Source organism: Leptolyngbya sp. FACHB-541 (genome assembly GCF_014695875.1).
Lineage (GTDB): Bacteria > Cyanobacteriota > Cyanobacteriia > Elainellales > Elainellaceae > JAAUTN01.
This window is the reverse complement of record NZ_JACJPC010000027.1, coordinates 140,554-161,256: the sequence shown is the minus strand read 5'-3', so window position 1 is coordinate 161,256 and position 20,703 is coordinate 140,554. Positions and strand designations below refer to the sequence as shown.

Sequence of the window (20,703 nt, the reverse complement as noted above, 5' to 3'; positions counted from 1 at the left end):
GTTTAAAGGGTGAAAAATGCTCCTCATCCTAAAGCTTTAGGTTCAATTTCTGGTGAGTTACTGAGTTGCCCCAAGCATTGTCTGTGTATTCTTCGTCAACGACGAACCCAAACTTTTCATAGAGGTGTCGAGCGGCAGTTAATCCTGAGAAAGTCCAAAGATAAATTTGATTGAGCTGAGCCTGTTTACAAAAAACGATCGCCTTCTCTAACAGCAGTTGACCGATCCCATAACCCTGATATTCGGGTGAAAGAATAAACCATCTTAATCGGGCACCTTTAGATTTGGCTTTACTGCCGTCAATGGCGATCGCCCCCACAACCTCCCCATTCAAATTTGCTGTCCAAATGCCATCGTGAGATGGCTCAAAGCGAAGCAAAAATTCTGATAGCTGAGTCGCGATTTCGGCTTCAAACTTTACGTCTAAGCCCCAATTTTGGCTGTAGTAAATGGCATGAAGTTCGGTAATGCGACCAATCGTGCCGGGAGTATATCCTTTAATTTCAACTTGAATACCACTGGTTGACTGCATCAAGGACATCTCCTAACCGTTTAGGGTTGAAAGAACGTACTTGTAGAATCGAGTATCTGCTTGCATGACGGGAAATGTAGAAGGCAATTCAGCTTGGTTGATCTGTAGAAAACCATTCTTTTCGTAAAAGCGATGGGCAGCTTTAAAGACCTCAATCGTGCCCAGATAAAGTTCTGAGATAGAGTGGATTTCAGCCCAATCTAATAAAGTGTTGAGAAGCTGTTGACCAACCCCAATATGCTTGCCTCGATAGTTTTGATCAACAAACATCTTTCGGATCGCAGCTTGACTATTACCGATATCAATTAAGGCGATCGTACCTACTACTCTTTCTTGTTCAGTAGCAATCCAAAAGTTTCCCTTTTTAACTTGATAAAACTGAGGAATTTTGAGCAGGTCGGGCTGGTTCTCAATTTTGATCGGTGCTGCAAATTCATCTTGCTGAACATGTCGAATTAAGTTAATTACCTGGTCACGATATTCAGATGTGTAAGTCTGTACGGTTGGCATTGGCTAGCCCAGAATGGAGAAGAATCTGTAGAAACAAGACTCAACCAAATTCTAAGCTAGCCTTCACGCCACAAACAGATGCAGTTAATCGGATTTGTACCCTAACAGTTTTATTTTGAGATTAACTGTACTGTTAGTTGTAACGGAAATTGTGTCTGTCTATTGGCTCCTACTTCGGGCAAGATGGCTGCATGAATGAGAGCAAATCGCTTAAGTCGAGTCCGCTTTATGAACAGGTTGCCGATAAGGTTGCTCGATTGATTCAGCAAGGCACCTTACAGACGGGCGATCGCATTCCTTCGGTGCGCCAGCTTCGTTCTCAGCTTGGCGTTAGTGTGACGACGGTGCTAGAAGCCTATCGGTTGCTGGAGAGTGAGGGCTTAGTAGAAGCTCGTCCCCAATCGGGCTATTATGTGCGGTCCCAACAGCAGGATTTGCCGCCGGAGCCATCAATTTCTGCGCCCGAGGCGATCGCCACACCTGTTGGAGTTGGCTCACTGGTTTCTGAAATTTTGGCTGCGGCACGAAACCCAGAAATGTTTCCGTTGGGGGCATCGGTAAACAGTCCTGCCTTGTTACCCACGCTGAAGCTGAATCGCGTTTTGGCAAAAATTGCTCGTCATGCGGATGTCAACAGCAATGTTTATGATCTGCCGCCCGGAAACGAGCATGTGCGGCGACGGATTGCGCGGCGATCGCTCACTTGGGGAGGTAGCCTTACCGCTGAAGAAATTGTCACCACTTGCGGCTGTATGGAATCGCTCAATCTTTGCCTCAAAGCGGTAGCAAAGCCAGGGGACGTGATCGTGGTGGAGTCGCCTGTTTTTTACGGATTTCTACAAATTTTGGAAAGCTTGGGAATGAAGGCCTTGGAAATTCCCACCCATCCTAGAGATGGCGTTAGCCTGGAAGCGCTGGACGCTGCCATTCGCACTCATCCGGTAAAAGCCTGTCTCCTGACCCCAACCTTCAGTAATCCATTGGGAAGCTGTATGCCGGAGGAAAACAAGCAGCAATTGGTTGAAATGCTGGCTCAGGCACAGATTCCGCTGATTGAGGATGATGTTTCTGGGGATCTTTATTTTGATGCCAATCGCCCCAAGCCTGCTAAGGCCTTTGATCGAGAAGGAATGGTGCTGCTGTGTTCTTCTTTTTCTAAGGTGTTAGCTCCTGGATATCGTCTGGGTTGGACAGCGGCAGGACGATTTCAACCTCAGGTTGAGCGGCTGAAATATGCCAACACGCTTTCAAATCCAGTTTTGCTGCAATTGGCGATCGCCGAATTCCTTCAAAGCGGCAGCTACGACCACCACCTGCGGCAACTGCGTCAGGCTTATGCAATTCAGGTACAGCGAATGAGTCAGGCAGTCAGCCAGTTCTTCCCAAAAGGGACTAAGATTACCCGACCCCAAGGCGGCTTTTTGCTGTGGGTGGAGCTACCTGAAACCGTCGATTCCCTGGAGCTATACCGACAGGCGATGCAGCAGAACATTAGCATCGTCCCTGGACCAATTTTCTCAACTACACAAAGATACCAAAACTGCATTCGGTTGAACTGCGGCTATCCCTGGTCACGCGAAGTGGAGCAAGCTGTTAATGTTTTAGGGCAGTTGGCAGGGGCGATCGCTCGGACTGCGTAGCATCTGCGGTTGGCAATTCCTAGTTCATGCAACGTATCTCATGGGAATCGGGGGTATTCGTTGGAATTGGGTTTTGCTGCATTCGCTCGATCATCGGTTGCCGACACCTTCGCAGCATCACTAGGGGCTTTGGTAAATCTGCTGCACTAGAGTTGTTAGACACGGTGAAAAGTCAACATATGATGTGTTCAAGAATCTCTTTGGCAGAAAATTTAGTGTTAAGTATTTTTTGAAAATAGCTTCTTAGCGTCCCTACTACAAAGATGACTTGCAAATTCTAGAAGACCATCTAAGGTGACAAACTCAAGATGAGAAATAACGAACTCTTTTTCACCAGATGATGATTGATAGAGGTACTTTCGATTTACAAAGAATGGGCATTGATTTACCAACTCTGGATCTGAAATACGGTTTCCATTCACGTCATATTTTACGCACCACAACCGGTTGTTAGGGACAACAACTAAGGGGAAAACCAATGAAGCCGCCTGCTGACCAATGCGCTTTCCATCAGAAAATATTAGAGATATTAAGTCATGGGCAGAACTCAATGCTTGTGACCACTTGTTGTAAATACCTGAATCACCAGAAAAGATGTCAGCATCGTTCTTTAATCTGCCAACCTGATCACATGATTTACCAACAAATGCACCAGCAGGATAAAGAGAATCAGTGTTTTTCAATCGATAGGTTTGAGCATAAGAAATCATGGCAGCTGTTTTAGGTGTCAAACGTTGCGTTGTTCCGAACTTAGTCTGAATTTCAGTCTGTGGCTTAACAGAAATCGACAATTCATGAAATGCTTCTTCAGATCGTCGAGGTAAGCATGAAATCAGGATCGGAAAATTAGGGCGGAGATTTTTACATTCAACCGCAAGACGCAGGAGTTTTTCCTCTATCTGACGAGTTGCACGAATATCATATTCACGAGGTATCTGTGTAGCAGGATCTTCATAAGTACCTCCATGTTCGCAAGTAAAACCTAGCTTGATCAATTCTCTTAAAGTTTTGATCTCGAATGAAAAGTCCGAATGGTATCCAGGTACTCAATTAGGTCAGACGCTGCTATTGGATCAGGCTTCAGCTTTACCATCCGAATCTATTGGTCAGTAGAGAGAGCACATACTAAAATCAACTTAATTATGGCAGGAACATCTGTACTTAACACAAATGCACAGCCTCATTAAAGTAGAAATGTTTGTGAACAAGCAAGCTGTCTAACAACTTGTTAAGTTGAGGTGAGATCAGGCTTTTGGGGGTTCGACGACCTCGTTGTAGCAAGGAAGAATTCGCTCGATGAGGTGATGAGATCTATGAGTCTTGTGCTTGCTCACAAGTTGAGGAAGGTATTTATGGCAGGATTGTGGCGGTTGATGTTGAAAGTGGAACTTTTGAGCTTTCAGATGACATCCTAACTGCAACTAACGCTTTATTTAAGCAACTGTTGTTTGAGCAACTGTCTGATGCTCAATCCCGAATTGTCTGTATCGGACATCGAATAGTTCACCATTTTGGTGTTCAATCTTTGAGTTCACTCCAGTCGGGGCAGACGTCTCCTTGCCAGCCGAAGGGGTGAAAGCCACAAATTAGTACAGTGCGGTTGGCGCGGTTGTAGCCGTAGGCAATGCCGTGATAGTGTTCGCAGCGCTGGCAGACCTTGGGGCGAGAGGGGCTAACGTCAGTGAAGCCAAGTTGCGATCGCAATATATGTTGTTTGCTCTGCTGTCGGTGCCAGCGGTCGTAAGCAGCTTTTCTCAGAAAATAGTTGGCTTGGCAGAAGGGATCTTGGGCAGTATCCATGATGGAGGAGGGGTTGATTTGGGTAGTGACACAACGCAGACTAATCGATAGGCGAATTCTAGTGAAAGGCTAGCAAAATGTTCGCGAAATATTAACGTCCGTAGGGAGTGTAGCTTGGGACAGCAGCATTTCCAGAAGGTTCTCCAGAGCCACTGAGGCTGACGCTAACGGGGCCATCGGGAGCGTTGGTGGGAATGGTAAGTTGGGCGGTGCGATCGCCCGCTGCAAAAGGCGTAAAGCCAAGAGTAAGCTGACAACTGCTTCCCGGCTCAAGGGACTGATAGGAACACTCCAAAGTGTCGCCTGAGCTAGTTGAGAGTGCAAAAAAATCAGGATCACCCGTAAAGGCAATATTGCCAATTTCTAAAGGATTTGAGCCTGTGTTTGTTAAGGTTAGAACCTGTTGGTCAGCTGTGACGAGCAACGGCTGAGTGCCAAAATTAAGATTTGGAGAACTGAGCGACAAAGATGAATTTCCGCCCGGAGTTTCACTCGGAGTTTCCCCTGGAGTTGCGCCCGGAGTTTCCCCTGAGCTACTTCCAACGCCGATCAGATTCACCGCGATCGGACGGTCGGAGGCATTGCTGGGAATGGTCAGTTGGGCAGCGCGATCGCTCTCTGAACCGGCGAACAAGATGCTGATGTCACAGCGATCGCCAGGAGCTAAAACAGTATTAGAACAGCTAATTAAGCCATTATCTTCGGCGCTGGAGAAAGAGTCGGGATTGTTTCCGGTGATGGCAATGTTGCCAAGTCTCAGGTCGGCAGTGCCGTTGTTGGTGACTGAGATGACTGCTTCGCTATTTGCGGTGTTAAAGGTAAGGTTTGCGGGTGTGACGCTAATTCTCGCGGCTTGCGGAGTGCCGCTGCCGCCACCGCTGCCAGCACCGCTGCTAGCATTGCCGTTGTCGCCACTACTGGTTCCGCTGCCCCGTCCAGTTAACCCAACACCAGGGATGCGATTGGGGGCATTGCTGGAAACGGTTAGCTCGGCAGTGCGATCGCTGCCTGAGCCTCGAAAGGCGATCGCCACATCACACCGTTCGCCAGGAGCCAGGACGGTGTTAGCGCAGTTGATTGAGTTATCTCGCGTTGCCAGAGCAAAATAATTAGGATCGTTACCTGCGATCGCAATATTGCCAACTCGCAAATCAATTGCACCGTCGTTTCTGATGGTGATGACTTTGCCATTAGGGTCAGTTTCTTGCGCGTCAAAGGTGAGTTCGTCTGGAGTAAGGGCAATGCGCGGCACGCGGGGAATTGCGTTAACTCCAGTGCCGCCCAACCGCACACTTACGATGCCATTTGGGGCATTGCTGACGATCCGCAGGTCGGCAACCCGCTCGCCTGCCGCACCAGGAGCGAAGCTAATTTCAACAGTGCAGCTTGAGTTGGGCGCAACTGTATTGTTGGTGCAATTAGTGGAAGATTGGAAATCGTCTACATTCTGCCCGCCCAGGCTAAGTTCCTGCATCACGATTGGGGCAGAACCAGGATTATTCAGGGTAATCGTTTCTGTTACCCGTTGAGGCGCAACGTTTGCGCCAGCGACTCGCAGTTCCCCAAAGTCCACACTGTCAGGATTTACTCCCAGATTGGTTGTGCTGCCGCTAAAGCCCTGCTGAGGGGAACCTGCGGCAGCCGATTCATTGCCAAACCCACGCAATGGCACCGCCCAGGGGCGATCGCTCGTATTGCTTTGAATCACTAAACTGGCAGCGCGATCGCTGACTGCGGTTGGGGCAAAGCTCGCCTCAATCGTGCATGTCACGCCTGGTTGAATTGGCAGTCCAGTGCAGTTTTCAGTAGCCTGAAAGTCTGCTCGTGCCGGACCTGCCAGCTCAATACGCTCAAAGGTGACCGGAGCTGCACTGACGTTCTCTAATGTAATCACCTGGATTGGCGTTTGAATGCCAACGTCCTGTGCCTCAAAGTTGAGTCGGTTGGGGTTGAAACTGATCAGTGGATTGTTTGGCTCTTCGCCGGAACCGCGTAGGGGAATGGACTGTATGCGATCGCCCTGAGCATCATAGAAAGTTAAATTAGCCCGACGGTTGCCCGTGTCGGTTGGTACAAAGCTGACCTCAACTGTACAGCCTGCCGCTGGCTGAATTGGGGCAGCAGTGCAGTTTTCAGTCACTTCAAAGTCTTCAGAATCAGCCCCCGTCGGGGCAACGCGGCTAAATTGTAAAGGCGCTGAATCGCGATTTTCTAACTCCACCGTCTCCACCGCGCTGACGGTGTTTTGCTCCTGGTTGTCAAAATCCAGGCGATCGCGGCTCAACCACAGATCGGAATTGCGATTAGAGGTAAACAGCAGGGCCAACAGCGTGCCCAGAGCTGCAAACAGACCTGCCAAAATTGCCCACTTTAACCAGGGCGGTGCAGGAGTCGAGGTTGAACTAATCGTAGGAAGGGGAGTCGGCGTAGGTATCGGTGCGGCAATTGGCTCCGGCTCCGGCTCAAGCACTGGAATGGGTGGCTCTACCTGAGTGAGGGGAGGCAAAAGCAGCCCTAGATTGTGCAGCGTCGCTACCGTTCCGGGCTGGTCGCCCACAGATTCACGCTGTTCTAATGCCTGCGTCAACCAGGATTGAGCTGCAAACGAATCTTCTAGACACAGGGCGCGAGTGCCTAGCTGATGCATTGCCCAGGCTTTGGCAGCGCAATCGCCCAATGCCTGCGCTGCCTGCAATGCCCACTGCAATGCCTGTTCCCAGGCTCCCCATAGACCGCTCAGCGTCAAAGCAGGATCAATCGCCTTTGCTAGCCGCAGCACTTCTGACCAGCGCTGCGTTTCCACCCCAAGCTGCATCATTCGCAGCAACACATTACTTTCTTGAGCAAGTTCTGTCACCTGCCCATGTTGCTCCGCCCAAGTGGTGAAATAACTTAATATCCGATTGATCCACTGGTCGCGCTTGGGAACTCGTTGGAGGGGGGCAAGCAAGTTTGGAGCAATGCTGTAGCGGTTGCCATCGGTTAGTGCTAACCCTCGACTAGATAGCGATCGCAGCGTATTTTCAACATCGGGCAGTCTGGTCACAGCAGCCAAATTTTCTGGACGGGCAGGCACACCGCCTAGCACACTCAGCGCCGCCAAAGCCTGCCGCTCTGCCTGCGGTAGACTCGCAGACGCTTTTAACACCATCGCTTCTGGAGAGGGGCTGTCCTGCAACTGCTGGGCGATCGCGACTAGAGGGGATGATTCAAATGGCTGTCGATCGACGGGTTGATGATCTACCTCCAGTTGATTCAGGGGCTCATCAAACGGTCGATTTACATCAGCTGCCTGATGTCTTGCCAGTGACGCAACCTGGAGAATTCGCAGCGGATGCCCACCCAACACGTTGCAGATCTTTGCAGCGGGAGTATGCTCCTGCGCCTCAATCGGACGACCCAGACCCCGTTCCAGAAGGGTCAGCGCATCGTCCAGCGGCAAGCCTGGTATTGGAATTGCTTGTCCTTCGCTCCAAAGGTGGCGTTCCAAACCAGTTAGCAGAAACGTCAAATTGGGTGAGGCGTTGAGGAGATTTTCAACTTCCTCCCGCGATATCTGCACATCGTCCAGCAGAATCAGGGCCTTTTTGTCTTGCAGTGCATCCCGAATTTCTGTCTCTGTTGCTTTAATGGGAAGGCTGCTTTCGTATTCATAAAAATCTGTTAGCAAAATTTGCAGCAGATCTGGCACGGTCTGTCGGTAGGCATGACGATAGACGATGCCATCGGGAAAGGTGTTTGCCAAGCCCGAGACGTAGGCGATCGCCTGCAATAGCGACGTTTTTCCTAAGCCCGTTTCACCCCAAAACTCAACTGGTGTAGCAGATCGCAGATTGGTGAGCGCTGCCTCAACTTCTACCTGTCGCCCCAACAACTCAGGAAAAGGTGGGCAATAGCGCTGAGGTGTAGGAACCGGACGCAATTTCAAGTTTCGTAAACCGCCGGTTTGTGTGGTGTCGATCACCCCACCGTAGTCCGTCAGGTGCATGACCTTGTTGGCGATCGCAATCTGCTGCCCAACGCCATGTCCACCACTGTAGGGCTCTGAGCCATCGGCATTACCAGGCTGAACTAGAGTTGCTCCATTGTGACCATTGACCACCCCTCCAATTGGCTCTTGTTGCAGGACAGTGCCATTCCCGGAGTTGTCTGATGGCTCTAACCCTAACTCATCCAACCCTCTATCCATCCCGCTGGTATTGCTTGAGGGCTGATATAGAGTAGAGAGCCTTTGCTGCACCGTCGCAACAGAAAAGGCATTGGCTGGGTTAAGGTCAACTGCCTCCTGCCAAATCGGTTGACGTTGCCCCTTTTGTCGCCCATAAATTCTCACCATCCGAATCGACTCAACGCCCAAGCTAGTCAAGCCATTTCGAATAAAAGGAACCAGTTGTGCCTGAGGTGGAGCCTGATTTGCCTCAAGAAAAAGATGCAGACAGTCTTCGTCAATTTCTGCTTGAGTCCGAATGCCCTTGGGTTGCAGAGAGCGGTCAATCAGGGCGGCGATCGCCTCCGGATCGCCCTGCCTGGATTGCTCCAAAAGATTCTCCTGAGTTTCTTGCATCATAATTGCAACCCTGCAACATTAATTCAATTCAGCACAAGTCAGCGGTCACATTTCGAGAGGAATTTGACAAGGAAAAACGATCGATTCAGGAAGATTAAAAGAAGGTGGAGCTATGGATGATAGGGGGCATTGATCATCGGTCAAGGGTCATTAGGAGTAAACAATATAGTGAATCACAAATAACGAGTGGCAGGTGACAAATTAACCCCAAGTAGTTGTGCAAATTATCTCTGTATCTCCTGCAAATTGCTAGAAAAGCCAACTGATTTCTATATTCATAACGTTAATTTTGAAGAATTAGTCCAAATTTGGCATGATCCCCTTGATATAGCAATTTTGGTACTACTTGAATTTAAGGATGCTTAGGCTATTAAGCTACCTGGCAGAGGCGTTCTACAAAACATTCTGCAAAACTCATCCCCTAGCGTCCAACCCTAACCCTTAGCTCCTAAACCCCTAACTTCCCTACCCCAACTGCTCCAACAGAACTTTAGCAATCCGCTGTGTTGCTCCTGGTTGTCCCATGCGACGACGACCATTTTCATTGATTAATTGAAGGCGATCGGGATCTTGTAAGAGGGAGTCAATCACCTCAGCTACTCTAGTGGGCTGTTTTACCAGAATGGCGGATGGTCCAAGCAATCGAGTTTGGGCCTCGGCAAAAGCAGGGGTGAACTGCGGCCCTTCACCTGGAAGAATCAGGGCAGGTTTACCCAAGCCAACAAACTGTTCGGTGGCCGTGCCTGACATGGCGATCGCAAAATCTGCCTGGTGCAAACAATCCTCAAATGCCGACTGAGTCAAAATCAGCGTCGCACTGTGTTGGACGAACTTGAGGTCAGGATCAGCAGCCTGCTGTCGCCAACCTTGAGCTTCTAGAGCCTGTTGCAGCGGCAAAAGTTCCAGGCTGGGGGCGATCGCTCCCAACAACAGCAACTTTCGCCGTCTAAATAGAGTCAGCACACCGCGTACTGCCTGTAGAATGTGCTGCCAGTTTTGATATGCCTCTGGCACTCTAGAACCAGGTAACAGAACTAACGTTAGCGGTCGCTCAGCCTCAAAGTCTGCTTCGGATGCGTGAAGTTGAATTCCTTTAGGCTCCAGCCCGTCCATCATCGGGTTGCCCAGATCGTGAGCGGCGATCGCCCACTTGCTTAAAACCTCTGCTGTCAACCTGTCTCTGAGGAAAACAGCCTTGCAGCGGCGACGGCTCATCAGCCAGCGATCCCAGGGGAGGTAAACGGAACCTGACCAGCCTTCGAGTTGCTCAAACCAGGAAGGGCGCGGCAACCAACCTGCCTCATCGCGCAGGTAATATTCTGACTTGGCAGTGCTGACAAAGGCATAGGGGGCACCGCTCCACCAGGCAAACAGCAGCGGCACAATGTCGCCAACCGCCAAAATCGAGCCGCCTGTCTTAACCCAATCTTTGATTGCCTTAAGTTGAGACAGCGTGAGTTGCAGCAGCCCGCCTTTTAGGTCTCGCGCTAACTGCCTGCTATCCATATAAATGAAGCCACCCGAAGGCATTTGTCTCACTTGCCCAATCAGCGGAATGCCTGCCTGAATGTAAGCGCGTCCTTCTCCCACAATGGGTAGGGCCGCTAGCTTAGGATGGCTGGGATGCTGTTGCAGGGCTTGCAAAATGCGAAGGGCGATCGCATCTTCTCCGTGACCGTTACTCAGGCAAAGTAGCTTCATGCGAATTGACGATGAGATCTAATCATCATGTCATTGTGTAACACCTTAATGGAAGAAAAAGAACTCAAGATTGTTGCTTTTTTCAAACAAACGCGAAGTTTGGTCAGCCAAGAACAAGCAAAATAAAGCCTTTCTTAAGAGAACAACAAATCTTGCCCGTCTATGCTGATCGAGCCACCACAATATCCTAAATAGGCGTAAAACGCTAAAGCCCAAGTCACTATCCAGGTCATGCTCATGCTCAATGTCCTGACTTGTCCAATTCAGCAGCAATCGCCTTCGACTCACGATCAGGTGCAGATTGCGCTGGCGATCGCCGATGACAACATTCTCAAATCGCTACTGGTGAACTGCACCCCCGCGATCGCCCGTCCGTCTCTCATCGGAACGGTTAGCTCCAGCATTGGCGTGGCGATCGCCCCTCAAACCTCAGTTGACGGCATCATTCGATACGAATCTATTCACTGTGCCCTTGCTCCACCTGAATTTGAAGCCGAACACAGCCTGTTTCCTTACACCAACCAAACGACTAAGCAAAAAGAATATCAAAAGCTAACTCGCTGCGAGTCGGAAACCCGCAACTTAGGACAGAGCGTTTCGTTAGCACAAGCACTGTCGCTCTTAACACAGGTAGGATTTTTACCTCGACAGGTCGATGAAATTCTCAGCTTGTCTTACGAAGCTTGCCACAAATCCTGGTGGTACACGCTCGACGCGGATGGAAACCCTAATGTCCCATTTCTACGGCTGATTCGCACCCTGCGCTACCCCAATGGCAGCTATACGATTCAATACAAAGACTACTTCAGCCAGGAAAAGCCTTGCTGTTTCCAAAGCCAGACGCAGCAGGTGTTAGTCGAAATCAAAACTGGACTCCAGAGCTTTAGCGAAACCCTCGAAAAAATCAACTACTGCCGCAACCAGCTTGACATCCCAAAGGCAATTCTAATCTGTGATGCAGTGTCCGACCTGGAAGCCCGAGGCTTTATCAGTCAAGGGATCAGCTTGTATGCAGCTTCCGATCTGTTTTTGCCAGCTCAAGCTAACTGCGTCAATTGCATCACTAGAGACTGTCCCATGAATGGCACAGAGGATTCTCCTGTTCTCACCTGCCGTCGTTTTTGCCTTGGAGAAGATACCAACTGATAGCTCTTAGCAAAGATGGAGATTTTGTTTGATCTTCAAAAGAGTTGCGACTTAGAGGCACAGGCAAAACCTGTGTTCCTAATGCCAATTCTTTTTAAGGCTACACATTTTGAAGCGTACTCTGCGGATGTGAGGCACTCTCCAAAACGTAGCAGCTTCCTGTAGAAACGGCATAACCTTCAACCCATCAGTATTACTGTATGAGTAGCATTTACATTGCTTAATGCTTTACTAATTGTTATGATCCTTAACATTGATACATATCTCACCTTTAAGGATTTTTTCTGTGAATACTACTCAGCGCTTTACGGCCTTCCTGGTGGCAGCACTGAGACCCAATCTCGCACCCAACTACCTATCTCAGGCTGCCTGGGCAGTCCTTCGGATTGTTGCTGGGATCGTGATGATTCACAACGGTCTCGACAAGCTGTCTAACATTGAGAGCTTTGCCCAAGCTTACGTTTCCGTAATCGGTTTACCCTTTCCCATCTTCTTTAGCTACTGCGCTGCCTATACCGAGTTAATTGGTGCACCTCTTTTAGCTTTAGGTTTGCTAACCCGTCCCGCTGCAGCTGGGTTGTTTTCAACCATGCTCGTAGCCATGTACCACCACATCTTGGTAGCAGGCTTTAGCATTCCATACCTTGAGCTTTCTGCTCTTTATGCAGCCTGTTTTCTGTTTTATCTAGTGAATGGGGGAGGGCTGTTCTCCGTAGATGCTTTGCTTGCAGGTTGGCTCAATGCAGTTACTCGCAGTAACCAGGAGCAGCGGCTTGAGTCTCTAGAAACTTCCTACAAATCTACTGAGGCTATTTCAAAGTAGTGAGTTTGTCAGTGAGTTACCGAGCTAGTGGCTAGCTTTATTTGGTTAGCTTTGAAGGATTAACCGGCAAAGCCGCTACTAAAGTGCCATTGAGCAAAATTTTGATTTGCTGGGCCAGTCGCAGTTGAGCGACTGGCTCTCTTAAGATATCCCTGGCGGTGTATAGGGCACTGGCTGCTTCCTGGGTGCGGCAGTTGACTCGCAGGACTCCCCAGCGTCGAGAGACATGACACCTCGGAAGTGCATCTAGTTGCTTAAGCTCAGTTAAGTCTTCTCGGTAAAAGTCAAGAATGAGTTGGGTTATCTGTGAGTACCAGTTCATAAGTGTCAGAGTTTGCAGAATTACGCTCGGCAGCATGAGTCCGACAAAAGATTAGACAGCATGCAGATTGTCCTCTTGCTCAATTTCGGCTTTACAGCGAGTTCTCGAAAACTGAGTCGAGGTGCACACCTTCTATTAGCCCGATTTCTACCGTTCAGATCTGTAAGGCTTTTGATCTCACTTCCAATTGAACGAGAGGCTTTGAAATCTATTATGTCCATTCAAGCGTATCGATTCATCAGTCCAACCAGGTCTGCAAGAAGATTTAACGACTTCGATTTAACGAGTAAGTTATCCAAAAGCTTCTAAGCCTTTAGGGGAAAGACTTTGAGGAGATTTAGCCTGAGGGGGCTTCTGTAACAAACCGTACTATTTCTTGAAAAAGTGAGACAAAAAGTGACTCAACAAATCTCTCAGCAGATTGCTGAAGTTTTGGAGTGGCAATTACGCCATGTTGCTCAAGCTTTTAACAATTTGGTTTTGTAACCTTGATTAGCTGAAGAATCTGTCAACTGAATTAGCCTGTGGTAGTAAAACTCATGAAGGATACATCTCTCACAGACTTTTATCAGGATTGGCTGATTGAGGTTGCACAGGAAGAAGGTGGCTTTAGGATAGTTTGTTATTCTCCATCCAGGCAGCAACTTAGCGATCGCACCCTTCATCCGCATGACTTTGAAGCACTGCGGGCAGCGAGAAAGCTAATTGATCAGCGTCTTGTTTGTTACTCTCTGGCTAACCTGTTGCGAGATTGGTATGAGTTAGATTTGCTCAGCTTTGATGAGTGGCGATCGCTCAATCAATCATTGTTTACACCCGTGAAGACTTCATAAGCTTTGATGGCTGTATTTTCTGAGTAGTTTTCCTAAAACCGCAATTCCCCGCTCAATCTCCTCCGGCAGCATTGAAAAGTTGAGTCTTAATGCGGGATAGCCCTGCTGATTAGGGAAGAAAGATGACCCTGAGATGATCAGGACTTTTTGCTGAGCGGCTTCATGGCAAATCGCTTGCAGCGGCAACTCATCTGGCAGTTTCACCCATAGAAATAAACCGCCATTGGGAACTGTCCAGGATGCGGACTCAGGGAAATGTTGCTCCAACGCTTGCAGCATTACATTACGGCTATGCAAATGGTTATTTCGCAAGTGGTTTAAATAGTGGCGATAGTAACCAGCTGCCAGGTATTCACTGACGATCGCCTGAGAAACGGTGGAAACGCTGAGGTCTCGCAGCAGCTTTCGCTCCAGTATTGCCCGGTAGTGCTGCCCAGTAACGACCATGTAGCCCAACCGTAGCCCTGGCATCAAAGTTTTGGTAAAAGTACCCACATAAGTTACTAAATTGGAACGATCCAGGGCTTTGATCGGAGGCGGTACGATACCAAAGCTCAATCCCTCATAAGCGTTGTCTTCCAAGATGGGACAGTTATACTCAGAGGCTAATTGTAGAAGCTGTTGACGATGTGCCTGTGAGGTTGTAATTCCTGTTGGGTTTTGAAGCGTACTGATCGTATAAATCAGTTTAGGACGATGGCTGTGTAGATATTTTGCCAGCAGCGTCAAATTCATTCCTTCATTGGTCATCGGAATCCCAATGATTCTTGCGCCTGCTTGTTGGAATAGGGCTAGCGCGCCGTGATAGCTAGGAGATTCAACAATTACCCAATCTCCTGGCTGAAGGTAGTAGTGAGCAGCCAGAGAAATTCCCTGCATGGAACCATTGGTGATGATCAAATCTTCTGGAGAAACCTCTAACCCTTGCTGAACCAGCAGTTGCACGATTTGCTTACGCAGAGTTAGCTGTCCCTGAGGAATGTTGTAGTTAAACAGCGTGTCGCTGACGCCTTTAACCGCCCGACGAGCCACGCGTTGAAGATTTTCCAGCCCAGTAGCGCGAGGAAAGCCGGAACTGAAGTTGATCATCTCGCCCTGCTGCTGTGCCTGAACTGAGGCGGAGTAAATGTCAAAGTAAGACATCTCGCCCTGCTCAGGAATGATTACCTCTTGCTGGGGGGCAAAGGTAGATGCAGCTTTGGGTGAAGGAATGGTCTCAGCGCTGACAAAATAACCTGATCCTGCACGGGCATAGATTAAACCATCTGCTTCTAGAACGCCGTATGCCTCAATGACCGTCAGCTTGTTGACCTGAGCATTCTCTGCTAGTACGCGAATCGAGGGGAGGCGATCGCCCGGTTTCAAAATCCCAGATTGAATCAGGCGACTGATGCGATCGCGGATTTGCAAGTACACAGGCTCCGGTGAACGGCGATCAAGAGGAATCTTCACGGCAAGACAGGGTTAAGTCACATCATAGTTTGCAATATAAGCGATTCCTTATTCTTTCACCTAGTACAGTTTTTGAAAGTTTTAGTAGAACAGTTTGTTCGTGCTTGAAACTGTATCAGTTAAAGTCAGGAAATTTGTACCTTCTCATTACTATCTAAATGACAGAAAGTAGAGTGAATTCAGTTTTTAAGAGGCGAAAAGCTCCAGATGAAACTCTCTACTCCATTAGTCTTAAAGCCGTCTCATGTTCAATCGTTGACAGTTTCCAATCGCTTTTTATCGGCGTTGAAGCAGTTTGGTAAGCAGTTGATTCAATTGATTGTAGGTACTCATGAAGTGCAGATTTGGCAGGTCAGTGATCGCGCAGGCAACGTATATTGGCGCGTTTATGATCCAGTTACAAAAGACTCTACTAGCTTTGGTTCTAGCAGTGAAGTAAGAATTTGGCTAGAACAGCGTTATTATCGCTAAATCTTAACCTGAGTTACGTTGAATGATGTATCGATAAAATTCATTCAAACGATGAATTTTATTGATAGAAGGTTTTTGAGCGAGTTCTGGAAAGTATCTTTCACAACTCGCTTTGTTTATTTCTAATTAGATTGATTCAAATAGTTTAACTAAACGAATTTTTTGAAAAGTTCAAGCTTTTCTGTAGTTTGAAAGATTTAAGTCTTTTCGCAAAAACGTGGGCTATCACGACAAGTTAAATCTGAGTACAATAACTTAGTTGTTTTTAGTCAATTGGTGTGATAAAAGGACATTCTTTGGGATTAAAACTGGAAAGCGTTGTACCTTGGGGGCGATCGCTAGACGAATACATAGGCATGTTTGCCCTATCGCCTGCCGACTTACAGCGAAAAATTTTGGACTGTGGGGGTGGTCCCGCTAGCTTCAACGCTGAAATGACTGACAGGGGCTACTCTGTGATTTCCTGCGATCCCGTCTATCAGTTTTCTGTGGGTGAGATTGAGCAACGCGTTCAGGCAACCTATGCCCCGATTGTGGAAGGCGTTCGGGCGAATCGCGATCGCTATGTCTGGCACGCGATCCAGTCTCCAGAACAGTTAGGAGAAATTCGCCTAATGGCAATGCGTCGGTTTTTAGTAGATTTTCCAACAGGATTCCAGTTGGGGCGTTATGTCGTGGATCAGTTGCCTACGCTATCGTTTCACACAGGGCAGTTTGATTTGGCGCTATGCGGACATTTGCTTTTCACTTACTCTGACCAACTTTCAACCGAGTTTCACCTCAGCGCTATCCAAGAACTTTGCCGAGTCGCTAACGAAGTCCGGATTTTTCCAATTCTTGACCTTTCTGGGGAAACTTCACCCATTCTGCCAATTGTGCTGGAAGAATTGCCGCAGCAAGGATATTCATTAGAAATTAAACCTGTCTCTTACGAATTTCAGCGCGGCGGCAATCAGTTTCTACAGATTTCGAGAAACCCAGAATCCAACCACCTTATCTAGAACGGCACGATTGCTTCACCTTTCTGTAGCCTTTTGAACGATGGAACGCTTCAGGATCGCTTTAGATCTGTTTGAGGCTCAATTAGTGCTCAGATATTTGTATGGCTAAGCTTTCTGTCAGTCACCCCGTTGTTTTAAGACTGGCGCTAGGAGTAGGGGTAGGGTTATCTATCCTCGCGGCTTTATTTGTGGGTCGATGGGAAGTTTCTAACCAGCAAACTCGGTTTCAAAGACAGATCGAGAGTTTAGCAACAGCCTTGCAGCGGAGCCTGAATCGCTATACCGATGTGCTGGCGTTTTTGGGAGATTACTACGTCGTCACTCAAGGGCAAGTTGAGCGGCAAGAGTTTTCTAACTATGTGGCGCGATCGCTCAACACATATCCTGGCATTCAGGCGCTGGAGTGGGCACCCTTGGTGCAGCAGGCAGATCGTTTAGCTTTTGAACGAACGATCCAGGCAGAAGGCTATCCAAACTTTCAAATTACTGAGTTGACGAGTGACAATCGGCTCGTTAGAGCAGGCGATCGCCCCTATTACATTCCCGTTACTTACGTTGTTCCGTTCGCCAATAATGAAGCCGCATTTGGGTTTGATTTGAACTCTAATCCGGCTCGTGCTGTCGCTATAGAGTTTGCCAGAGCTCAGGGAAAGATTACCGCAACGGGACGTATCCGTTTGGTGCAAGAACAACGCGATCAGTTTGGTTTTCTGGTCTTTTTGCCGTTATATCAAACGGCTACGGTTCCTGATGTATCCAGCCGACGTGAGCAGTTTGAAGGATTTTTGCTCGGTGTTTTTCGAGTCTCAAATGTGGTTGAAGAATCACTCCAGGATTTGGGATACGAAATTGACTTTGTTTTATATGACCAGAATGTCAGTGCCGACCAGCGGTTTTTGGGACGATATGATGCCGTTGTTCAGCAGGTGATGACCAATGAGCGCGATCGCCCATCCCACTCTCTATGCTCCACAGCCACTCACTGTAGCCGTACCCTCACGGTCGGACAACGCCAATGGCAAGTCATCTTTTCACCATCTGGTAATTATCCGTTTAATCTGAACTATGGCGCACCTACCACCCTTTTTGTGGGACTGGTGCTGACTGCCAGCCTAGTGCTTTTTTTGAGTAACTTAAATCGTGAGTTGACTCAGGAAAAGATGTTAAACAACCTGAAACTGCGGTTTTTTTCAATGGCATCGCATGAACTTCGCACGCCGCTCAGCACCATTCTGCTGTCGGCAGAGTCGTTACAACTGAACCGCGACGAATTGTCCGAAGCTCAAAAACAAAACAACATTCAGCGTATTTATCTCACTGCAAAACGAATGAGTCAACAGATTACGGATTTGTTCACGTTAACGCGGGCAGAAGTCGGCAAACTGGAGTTTAACCCAGAGCTATTAGAAGTAGAACCTTTTTGTCAGCAAGTTCTTGAGGAACTAGAAGATAATATCCATCAACGCGTTAGCTTGACTAGCCATTGTCAAAACACGAAGGCGTTCTGGGATAAAAAAATGGTGCGATCGCTACTCACTAACTTGCTTTTTAATGCCGCTAAGTATTCCCCTAACAATCTGTCCGTGCAGATAATTTTGCGTTGTGATTACCAAACCGCAATCATAGAAATTTGCGATCGCGGTATTGGTATTCCAGTTGTAGAGCAAGCCCAAATTCAAGAAGCCTTCTCTCGTGGCAGCAACGTAGGTGATGTTGCTGGTACAGGATTAGGTTTAGCAGTAGTGAAAACCTGTGTTGAATTGCACCGGGGAGAATGGGCGATCGAGAGTGAGGAAGGACAGGGAACAACTGTAACTGTGAAATTGCCATTGGAGTAATACCCAACCCGCACTTTTTTGACGTTTAGTTAAGTCACCTACTTGCTCTACGAGATATTTCAGCAGTATCAGGGCTGATTCACGATCCACTTACAAACCAGTTTTCCGTCTTCAACGATCCACTGTGCGGTTAAATTAGGTTTTCTTGATGAGATGTAGTGAGTTGAAATGAGTTTTGAGTGAAGGTCTGAAGTGCCGACGCGATCGGGGATGGAAATGTTTTCCGAAGTAGGTTGGTGACGATATTCTAGCTGCACGATTTGAACTCCTTGATTGAGAGATGGGGGGAAACCCTCAGAGGGCTACTAACTAAAAGAGCTAGCTGGAGGTTAGTTCAAGGTTTAGCCTTGGCGGTGTTGCGGCTCAGCTATTCTAGAAACTGAATTCAGTGTGCCTTTGAAACCCATACCAAACAATCGGGGTTTAGGCTTTTAAGCAAGAACTTAAGCAGATGCAGCAGAAAAATCGTCAACGCCCTGATTTTCCAAAGGGTTTCGAGCAAAGGGATAGAAACTCAGATGAAATTGGACTGCTTAAGTTAAGAAGAATTTTTCTCAGCCAGGAGAAAAGCGCTAAAGGTTCTCAGTACGGTTGCGCCAAAGTCGATCGCCATGTTGTCTGTAAACATTGCCTGGAATAAGGTGGCGATCGTTGTCCAGGGTGTTGGCAAAAGTACCGGATTAACCCATCCAGAAACAGAAATCAGCCACCAGATGATAAAGAGTGCCAGCACTCCCACCAAGGGAAGGAGCTGATCGATGTGACGAAATCGCAAAGCGGTTTGAACACGACGCTTAGAGCCATAGGTTGCAGTCATTTCCGCATCTCCTGACGAAAAATTTCTAAACAGTAACGACTCACTTCAACAAATTCGGCAGAAGAAAGGGTTTCAAAGGTGCGAGGACGAGGCGCGGTAAACGATACCATCTCTACCAGACGGGTTGGACGCTTACTTAACAGCAGGATGGTGTCTGCCAAAAACACTGCTTCTTCTAGGTTGTGTACCACCATAAACATAGGAATTTTGGTGGTCATGAAAATTCCCTGGAGCTTATCGCGCACAAACAGCGTGGTTTCAAAATCCAGTGCTGAAAAAGGTTCATCTAGAAACAACACTTCTGGATCAGCAACTAATGCTCGCATGATTGAAATAAGCTGTTGCTGTCCACCTGAAAAGCTGTAGGGATAGCGCTTTAGATCGAGTTGGATGTTGAAAGTGCTAATTAATCGCTCGACGCGATCGCGGCACTCTTTGTCTGGCACCCCTTTTACCCGTAAGGGGTAAGCAATATTCTCGTAAGCACTTAGCTAGGGCAGCATTGCATCTCGATAGTTTTGAAACACATAACCAATTCGTGCCCGCCGAATCGGTTTACCATGAATGCGGATTTCGCCTCCATTAAAGGGAATCAGTCCGCTGATCATGTTAATCAGCGTTGATTTGCCGCAACCGTTGGGTCCAAACACAGATACCAACTGGTTATTCGTTAAGTCCAAGTTGAAATTGTCGTACAGGACGGAATCGCCGAACGATTTACACAATCCCTGCACTGAGACAAAGTGTTCATGGGGAGCAATGCGCTGCTCAGTTATTGAATCTAACATCATAAACGTCTCCTAAGTCTAAATTCCTTCAAACGCTAAATCAAACAGGTTTGTACAACAACGCCGACACATCAACCGCACGCGAAAAGACTGTTTTTTCGGTCATGAAATCAAAGAATTTTTGGAAATATGCCACATCTTCTAGAGTGAACTCGTCATACAGGGTGTAGCCCACAAGTGGTACTTTCTCCACCAGATCTCCTTCAATTGTGGTATATCCCACCAGGTACTGACGGGCTTCGTCAGGGTTATCTCGAATGTCTTGAATTGCCCGACGATATGCCTCAGCATAGGTTTGAGTTGCTTCTGGAAACTGTTCTATGAACTTGCTGCTGAGGGCAGCCGATCCACCAAACCAGGGAGCCATTGAATCACCCAGAATGTATTTGGAGACAACGCCATTCTCCAGAATGCGAGTGATTCCTTTCATTTCACCCACGGTTCCGGTTGGCTAATCACCTA

General features: G+C 48.0%; 19 protein-coding genes and 1 pseudogene. 8 read left to right on the top strand and 12 right to left on the bottom strand.

All coding sequences use genetic code 11. From position 1 onward, the window contains the following. Positions 1–28: 28 nt before the first annotated feature. A complete protein-coding gene (locus H6G00_RS04170; protein ID WP_190795739.1) occupies positions 29–532 on the bottom strand; it encodes a GNAT family N-acetyltransferase in 504 nt (167 codons plus the stop codon). Positions 533–544: 12 nt separating this feature from the next. Then, a complete protein-coding gene (locus H6G00_RS04165; RefSeq protein ID WP_190795738.1) occupies positions 545–1,042 on the bottom strand; it encodes a GNAT family N-acetyltransferase in 498 nt (165 codons plus the stop codon). A 191-nt stretch (positions 1,043–1,233) separates the two neighbouring features. Between H6G00_RS04165 and H6G00_RS04160 the strand changes: the two genes are divergently transcribed. Further along, positions 1,234–2,682 carry a PLP-dependent aminotransferase family protein gene (locus tag H6G00_RS04160; protein ID WP_190795737.1) on the top strand — a complete coding sequence of 483 codons (1,449 nt, stop codon included), beginning with the start codon at positions 1,234–1,236 and terminating at the stop codon, positions 2,680–2,682. A gap of 218 nt (positions 2,683–2,900) precedes the next feature. On the opposite strand, the gene H6G00_RS04155 is transcribed toward H6G00_RS04160, so the two are convergent. After that, entirely contained in the window at positions 2,901–3,677 is a 777-nt protein-coding gene (locus H6G00_RS04155; RefSeq protein ID WP_190795736.1) for a hypothetical protein, read from the bottom strand. Between the two features lie 314 nt (positions 3,678–3,991). Here H6G00_RS04155 and H6G00_RS35180 point away from each other — a divergent pair, with 314 nt between their 5' ends. Beyond that, positions 3,992–4,258 (top strand): hypothetical protein, encoded by a 267-nt coding sequence (locus tag H6G00_RS35180; protein ID WP_347278148.1) that lies wholly within the window; start codon positions 3,992–3,994, stop codon positions 4,256–4,258. Here the strand turns inward: H6G00_RS35180 and H6G00_RS04150 are convergent. From H6G00_RS04150 to H6G00_RS04140, 3 genes are all read right to left on the bottom strand, one after another. Beyond that, on the bottom strand, positions 4,201–4,482 hold the full coding sequence (locus tag H6G00_RS04150; RefSeq protein WP_190683286.1) for a hypothetical protein: 282 nt from the start codon (positions 4,480–4,482) through the stop codon (positions 4,201–4,203). The two genes, H6G00_RS35180 and H6G00_RS04150, sit on opposite strands and share 58 nt — an antisense overlap. A gap of 91 nt (positions 4,483–4,573) precedes the next feature. After that, positions 4,574–9,049 carry a choice-of-anchor D domain-containing protein gene (locus H6G00_RS04145; protein ID WP_190795735.1) on the bottom strand — a complete coding sequence of 1,492 codons (4,476 nt, stop codon included), beginning with the start codon at positions 9,047–9,049 and terminating at the stop codon, positions 4,574–4,576. Positions 9,050–9,514: 465 nt separating this feature from the next. After that, complete coding sequence (locus H6G00_RS04140) at positions 9,515–10,750, bottom strand: lipid-A-disaccharide synthase-related protein (protein ID WP_190645561.1); 1,236 nt, start codon at positions 10,748–10,750, stop codon at positions 9,515–9,517. Between the two features lie 237 nt (positions 10,751–10,987). Here H6G00_RS04140 and H6G00_RS04135 point away from each other — a divergent pair, with 237 nt between their 5' ends. Next, positions 10,988–11,896 (top strand): hypothetical protein, encoded by a 909-nt coding sequence (locus tag H6G00_RS04135; protein ID WP_190645560.1) that lies wholly within the window; start codon positions 10,988–10,990, stop codon positions 11,894–11,896. 286 nt (positions 11,897–12,182) lie between these two features. Further along, the gene (locus H6G00_RS04130; RefSeq protein WP_190645559.1) at positions 12,183–12,719 is read left to right on the top strand and encodes a DoxX family membrane protein; all 537 of its coding nucleotides are present in this window, start codon (positions 12,183–12,185) and stop codon (positions 12,717–12,719) included. A 37-nt stretch (positions 12,720–12,756) separates the two neighbouring features. On the opposite strand, the gene H6G00_RS04125 is transcribed toward H6G00_RS04130, so the two are convergent. After that, on the bottom strand, positions 12,757–13,041 hold the full coding sequence (locus tag H6G00_RS04125) for a hypothetical protein (RefSeq protein WP_190795734.1): 285 nt from the start codon (positions 13,039–13,041) through the stop codon (positions 12,757–12,759). Between the two features lie 539 nt (positions 13,042–13,580). Between H6G00_RS04125 and H6G00_RS04120 the strand changes: the two genes are divergently transcribed. Beyond that, positions 13,581–13,874: a hypothetical protein gene (locus H6G00_RS04120; RefSeq protein WP_190645557.1), complete on the top strand. Its 294-nt coding sequence runs from the start codon at positions 13,581–13,583 to the stop codon at positions 13,872–13,874. On the opposite strand, the gene H6G00_RS04115 is transcribed toward H6G00_RS04120, so the two are convergent. Next, on the bottom strand, positions 13,869–15,326 hold the full coding sequence (locus H6G00_RS04115) for an aminotransferase class I/II-fold pyridoxal phosphate-dependent enzyme (protein WP_190645556.1): 1,458 nt from the start codon (positions 15,324–15,326) through the stop codon (positions 13,869–13,871). The two genes, H6G00_RS04120 and H6G00_RS04115, sit on opposite strands and share 6 nt — an antisense overlap. Before the next feature lie 207 nt (positions 15,327–15,533). On the opposite strand from H6G00_RS04115, the gene H6G00_RS04110 reads away from it, so the two are divergent. The 3 genes from H6G00_RS04110 (at position 15,534) to H6G00_RS04100 (ending at position 18,636) form a co-directional block, all read left to right on the top strand. Further along, positions 15,534–15,797 (top strand): hypothetical protein, encoded by a 264-nt coding sequence (locus H6G00_RS04110; protein ID WP_190795733.1) that lies wholly within the window; start codon positions 15,534–15,536, stop codon positions 15,795–15,797. A gap of 296 nt (positions 15,798–16,093) precedes the next feature. Then, positions 16,094–16,798, top strand: coding sequence for an SAM-dependent methyltransferase (locus H6G00_RS04105; RefSeq protein WP_190795732.1), 705 nt, complete (start codon positions 16,094–16,096; stop codon positions 16,796–16,798). 101 nt (positions 16,799–16,899) lie between these two features. Further along, positions 16,900–18,636, top strand: a complete 1,737-nt coding sequence (locus H6G00_RS04100) for a CHASE domain-containing protein (protein ID WP_190795731.1) — start codon at positions 16,900–16,902, stop codon at positions 18,634–18,636. A 68-nt stretch (positions 18,637–18,704) separates the two neighbouring features. Here H6G00_RS04100 and H6G00_RS04095 read toward each other — a convergent pair whose 3' ends face one another. The 4 genes and pseudogenes from H6G00_RS04095 to H6G00_RS04080 form a co-directional block, all read right to left on the bottom strand. Beyond that, on the bottom strand, positions 18,705–18,893 hold the full coding sequence (locus tag H6G00_RS04095; RefSeq protein WP_190795730.1) for a hypothetical protein: 189 nt from the start codon (positions 18,891–18,893) through the stop codon (positions 18,705–18,707). A gap of 281 nt (positions 18,894–19,174) precedes the next feature. Then, entirely contained in the window at positions 19,175–19,453 is a 279-nt protein-coding gene (locus tag H6G00_RS04090) for a hypothetical protein (RefSeq protein WP_190795729.1), read from the bottom strand. Further along, positions 19,450–20,241 (bottom strand): annotated as a pseudogene (locus H6G00_RS35175) (ATP-binding cassette domain-containing protein). Before H6G00_RS35175 ends, H6G00_RS04090 begins: the two are co-directional and overlap by 4 nt. Positions 20,242–20,281: 40 nt before the next feature. Next, positions 20,282–20,671, bottom strand: a complete 390-nt coding sequence (locus tag H6G00_RS04080) for a hypothetical protein (protein WP_199318294.1) — start codon at positions 20,669–20,671, stop codon at positions 20,282–20,284. Positions 20,672–20,703 lie beyond the last annotated feature (32 nt).

What these genes read in the sequence shown, in the direction of transcription:
- H6G00_RS04090 (WP_190795729.1), bottom strand. Translation starts at nt 19,453, where the DNA reads ATGACTGCAACCTATGGCTCTAAGCGTCGTGTTCAAACCGCTTTGCGA.
- H6G00_RS04125 (WP_190795734.1), bottom strand. Translation starts at nt 13,041, where the DNA reads ATGAACTGGTACTCACAGATAACCCAACTCATTCTTGACTTTTACCGA.
- H6G00_RS04110 (WP_190795733.1), top strand. Translation starts at nt 15,534, where the DNA reads ATGAAACTCTCTACTCCATTAGTCTTAAAGCCGTCTCATGTTCAATCG.
- H6G00_RS04100 (WP_190795731.1), top strand. Translation starts at nt 16,900, where the DNA reads ATGGCTAAGCTTTCTGTCAGTCACCCCGTTGTTTTAAGACTGGCGCTA.
- H6G00_RS04150 (WP_190683286.1), bottom strand. Translation starts at nt 4,482, where the DNA reads ATGGATACTGCCCAAGATCCCTTCTGCCAAGCCAACTATTTTCTGAGA.
- H6G00_RS04170 (WP_190795739.1), bottom strand. Translation starts at nt 532, where the DNA reads ATGCAGTCAACCAGTGGTATTCAAGTTGAAATTAAAGGATATACTCCC.
- H6G00_RS04165 (WP_190795738.1), bottom strand. Translation starts at nt 1,042, where the DNA reads ATGCCAACCGTACAGACTTACACATCTGAATATCGTGACCAGGTAATT.
- H6G00_RS04120 (WP_190645557.1), top strand. Translation starts at nt 13,581, where the DNA reads ATGAAGGATACATCTCTCACAGACTTTTATCAGGATTGGCTGATTGAG.
- H6G00_RS04080 (WP_199318294.1), bottom strand. Translation starts at nt 20,671, where the DNA reads ATGAAAGGAATCACTCGCATTCTGGAGAATGGCGTTGTCTCCAAATAC.
- H6G00_RS04145 (WP_190795735.1), bottom strand. Translation starts at nt 9,049, where the DNA reads ATGATGCAAGAAACTCAGGAGAATCTTTTGGAGCAATCCAGGCAGGGC.
- H6G00_RS04140 (WP_190645561.1), bottom strand. Translation starts at nt 10,750, where the DNA reads ATGAAGCTACTTTGCCTGAGTAACGGTCACGGAGAAGATGCGATCGCC.
- H6G00_RS04135 (WP_190645560.1), top strand. Translation starts at nt 10,988, where the DNA reads ATGCTCAATGTCCTGACTTGTCCAATTCAGCAGCAATCGCCTTCGACT.
- H6G00_RS04160 (WP_190795737.1), top strand. Translation starts at nt 1,234, where the DNA reads ATGAATGAGAGCAAATCGCTTAAGTCGAGTCCGCTTTATGAACAGGTT.